General features: G+C 41.2%; 1 protein-coding gene and 2 pseudogenes. All 3 read left to right on the forward strand.

Annotated elements, in window-relative coordinates:
• Positions 1-158 precede the first annotated feature (158 nt).
• The 3 genes and pseudogenes from DXA15_RS24545 to DXA15_RS24555 all read left to right on the forward strand — a co-directional run bounded on the left by DXA15_RS24545 (position 159) and on the right by DXA15_RS24555 (position 4,054).
• Positions 159-723, forward strand: a pseudogene (locus DXA15_RS24545) (DUF3575 domain-containing protein).
• A 7-nt stretch (positions 724-730) separates the two neighbouring features.
• A pseudogene (locus DXA15_RS24550) lies at positions 731-2,235 on the forward strand (DUF3868 domain-containing protein).
• Between the two features lie 37 nt (positions 2,236-2,272).
• Complete coding sequence (locus tag DXA15_RS24555; RefSeq protein ID WP_128135789.1) at positions 2,273-4,054, forward strand: Mfa1 family fimbria major subunit; 1,782 nt, start codon at positions 2,273-2,275, stop codon at positions 4,052-4,054.
• Positions 4,055-4,479: the final 425 nt, after the last annotated feature.

Raw genomic sequence — 4,479 nt, forward strand, 5'->3', positions numbered from 1 at the left:
TTTATAATGATTGGGAAAGTAATGTTATTAATGGTTGTAAGAAAATATAAAATATATAAAGGCTTTATTTTCATCTTATTGCTGGTGACCTCTTCTGTATGTATTCCATCCAATACCAAATTAGATATTATTCAGTTAGGAAGTAAAAAATAAAATAGATGAAAAGAGCATTGATACTCCTGATTTTTATACTCGGATGCCTGACCATAGAAAGTAAGGCTCAGAAAATTGCGCTTAAAAGTAATCTTTTGTATGACGCAACTACAACGATGAATCTGGGATTGGAGTTGGGTTGGCCCGTAAATGGACATTGGACATTCCGGTCAACTATAATCCGTGGAAACCAGACAATGGCAGGCGTTTGCGTCATTGGGGAGTACAGCCGGAAATTCGTTATTGGTTCTGCGAAAGTTTCAACCGGACGTTTGTCGGGTTGCATGCGCATTATGCCGATTTCAATGTTGGTGGATTACCAGGCTTTTTAGCGAAAATATGCAAAAGAACCGGTATCAGGGGCATCTGTATGGAGGAGGTCTTTCGGTTGGGCATTCCTGGATATTAAAGAAACGGTGGAGTATAGAAGCCTCTATCGGTTTGGGATATGCACGTATAGAATATGAAAAATATCCTTGTGCGGAGTGTGGTTCCAAACTGAAAGATACCGGGCGGAACTATTTCGGTCCGACAAAAGCCGCGTTGTCAATTATTTATCTGATTAAATAAAAGAAGTATGATGAAAAGGAATATACAATTCATTATATGCCTGTTAGCTTTTACCTGTTTGAATGTTCTTCAGGTAAAGGCTCAGTCACGTTCTTATGAAGGAAATATTATTGTGAATCCCGTACGGTTGGAACAGGCGGGCGATTTTCTTTATATAGATATGGACATTGTCCTGAACGGGGTAAAAGTCAAATCAACCCGTGGGGTGGACTTGATTCCGCAGTTGATTTCTTCGGAAAAAGGCTGTAATTTGCCTAAAGTAACAATGAAAGGGAGAGATGAATACCGGGTTTACGAACGTTCGCTTTCTCTGATGAATGCGGCAGAGAAGGCTGGTTATGAAAAACCTTATATCGTTAAGAAAGTAAATAAACCGACAAACGAAACCATCCGGTATCGCTATATCCTTCCCTATGAATCATGGATGGCTGACGCTCATCTGGATATGCAGCGGGATGAATGTGGTTGTGGTGAGACGTTATTGATGAAGGTGGAGCCGGTTGCAGATCGAGTAACGCTGGAATACATACCGGAACCCTACGTCATAGTGCCTCATATGGCTTTTGTTAAACCGGTAGTCGAAGAGACCAAACGACGTGACATACAGGTGGAAAGTTTCCTTGATTTCGAAGTGAACAAGACGAATATCCGGCCCGAATATATGAACAACCCGCAGGAACTGGCAAAGATCCGTTCGATGATCGACGAATTGAAATCCGATCCGAGTGTCGAAGTGAAAGATCTGGATATTATCGGTTACGCATCGCCTGAAGGCTCACTGGCAAACAATAAACGATTGTCCGAAGGACGTGCGGTAGCGTTGCGCGATTATCTGTTGACCCGTTACGATTTCTCACGCAGCCAGTATCATACCGTCTTCGGTGGTGAGAACTGGGACGGTTTGGTGAAAGCGCTTAATGCCGGCGATATAGAATATAAAAATGAGATACTGGCAATCATCGATAATAATCCGGTCGACACAGAAAGAAAAACGAAGTTAAACAGTTCGGGAGGGGGCCTTATCAGTCTTTGCTGAGAAATGTATATCCGCGTTTGCGTGTTGCTGTTTGTAAAGTAAACTTTAATGTAAAGAATTTCGATGTGGAAGAAGCGAAGGAGGTAATCAAAACGCGTCCGCAGAATCTGAGCCTGAATGAAATGTTCATGGTTGCCAATAGTTATCCGGCCGGTTCGCAGGAGTTTGTCGATGTCTTCGAAGTTGCCGTACGGATGTATCCTGAAAATGAGATTGCCAATATGAATGCGGCAGCGGCAGCTATCCTGCGTAATGATCTGGTTGCAGCTGAGCGTTATCTGAATAAGGTAAACTCAAAAGAACCGGAATATATCAATTCGCTGGGTGTAGTCGCTTTATTGAAAGGAGACTATGACCAGGCCGGGGAATATTTGAAAGTAGCAGCTGATTCAGGGTTGGAAACAGCCAAAGATAATCTGAATGAGTTGGCGAAGAAAAAAGCGAATATTGCTGAGATAGAGAATAAAATGAGATAAATAAATGAGTAAAAATGACTAATTAAAATTGAGTGAAATGAAAAAGAAGAACTTCTTAATGTTTGCACTTGCATCTTTTATGTTTGCAGCGTGTAGTGAAAGTCTCCCGGATGGAGGAGAGGATGGTGGTGGTAACTCCAGTGCAGGAGGTGACGCCTGGGTCTCTCTGAATGTTGTGACAACGACAACTACCAAGGCTTTGCATGATCCTGATCAGGAAAATGGTACGGCTGATGAATCGAAAGTCAATACGATGATGGCCCTTTTCTTTGATAGCCATCTTACAGGATCGAATGATCCGGCATTGTTGACTAAATTGTCATGGGGGACGGGAGACCCTGAAATAGGTACTCCGGGACAGCCTGGCGGAACCCCGACAAAGGCTTTTAAAGTGGATAAGAATTCGAAAGCTTTTATGATCATATTAAATCCATCTTCTGATTTTACAACAAACGTGGCTTCTGCCAGTACATTCGATGACGTAAATAAAATTATTGCTAATACCAGTGTCGGTGCGGTTATCGGCGGTACAAATCAGAATAGCTTTATGATGACCAATGCCAAAGGCAAGCTGGAACCGACAACGATTACAGATGCAGGTAGTTCGGTTACTGTAACAGATAATGATTTGGTAACTTATGCGACTGCAGGTGAGGCGGAAGGCAAACCTTATAAAGTTACCGTAGACCGTGTAGCTGCAAAAGTACGTTTGTTTGCGGATGTTAATTATCCGCAATCCACTCTCGATATCAATACTGTCGGATGGACATTGAATGTGACTAATAAAAAATACTACCCGATGTCTGAGAGAACTAAGACGTGGTTGGAAACAACGGCTCGTGGTTGTATCACTCCGTTTGATAAATGGCATTTCGGTTCTTACAGGGTAGACCCGAATTACGATGGGCAGAAAACGTCTATGGCGAATATAACAACCACTCCATATACGGATAATTATGCTTATTATACGCATGCTTCTGCACCATCCTGGGTCACTGCAACAGCTGACTCTACAGGTCCCAATGCCTCTAAGATCCCAGCTTTGTATTGCTTGGAGAATACGCAGGAAGAAAATGATAACTACCAGGCCTACACTACACATGTTTTGTTGAAGGTGGTAAGTCAGCCTAAAGGATTACAACTCCCGAATAACGGTGGAACTTATAATGGGACTACTAATAGCGATAACGATGTGGATGCTTCAGGAAAAGTTAATCCCGGAAGTGCTTGGATTAAAATTGGTACTGATGGATATTATTCTTACAAATTGGTAGTGAAGTACATTGAAGCAGAATTAACAGCAAAATATACAGACCAAGCTCCGGATGATTATCTTCAGACTTCGGTGACTAATGCATTTGGTGCGTATCTGGATTCGTTGGTAAAGTATTCTGTACCAAACGTGACTGCTATTACTCTTCCTACAGCTGCTGCATTTCAGGCTAAGCTTGATGATAATATCTATAGTAGTATAGCTGATGGAGCTCAGAAAATTGCTGCATCATTTGAGCAGGCTGGTGTTAAAACATATGGAGCAGCCGCTTATGGAAATGTGTCTTATTACGAAGGAGGAGAAGGCTATCATGTTATTATGATTAAGCATGATAATGATACGGATAACACGAACAATAAGCTCGGAGAGTTTGGCGTGGTGCGTAATTCTGTATATGATATTGCTATCAAGGATATAAAGACTCCGGGTTATCCGATTATTCCTGAACCGGATCCAGGCAAGAAAGATGAAGAAGAAGAAAGTTTCATCTCTGTTGAAATTGGCATCAATCCTTGGACCTGGTATAGACAAGAGATAGAATTATAAATTCGAAATCTTTTTAATATAAGAGGAGGTGTGTCAAAAGTCACTATCCTGTCATCCCGGGCTTGTCCCGGGATCGCATATTAATAATGTATATTAACCTGGTATGAGTTGGCGGCTCAAGTCCGCCATGACAAAACTGACTTTTGTGACACCCCCTTTATTTTTAGTAAAAGAGTTGCCGGAGACTTGATAAAACTCTGGGATTTATATTTGACGGAACAGACAGTTCTGTCCACTGAATTGGAAATAACGAGAAAAGAAGAAATATCTTTTCCTCTCTATATAGAATAATTAGAAAACTAAAAAATACCTTAGTTTTGGCAGATAGAATTTCGATAAGATAAAAAAGATAGATTTGTAATATGTCAAACCATTGAAAGAAAGGAAGACAAAGAGTGAACCAGTAAAAAAATGGAATAAGATTC

Origin of the sequence: Parabacteroides sp. AM58-2XD (assembly GCF_003463685.1) — a bacterium.
Taxonomy (GTDB): domain Bacteria; phylum Bacteroidota; class Bacteroidia; order Bacteroidales; family Tannerellaceae; genus Parabacteroides; species Parabacteroides segnis.

Coding starts and splice junctions, on each gene's coding strand:
- DXA15_RS24555 (WP_128135789.1), top strand. CDS start 2,273: ATGAAAAAGAAGAACTTCTTAATGTTTGCACTTGCATCTTTTATGTTT.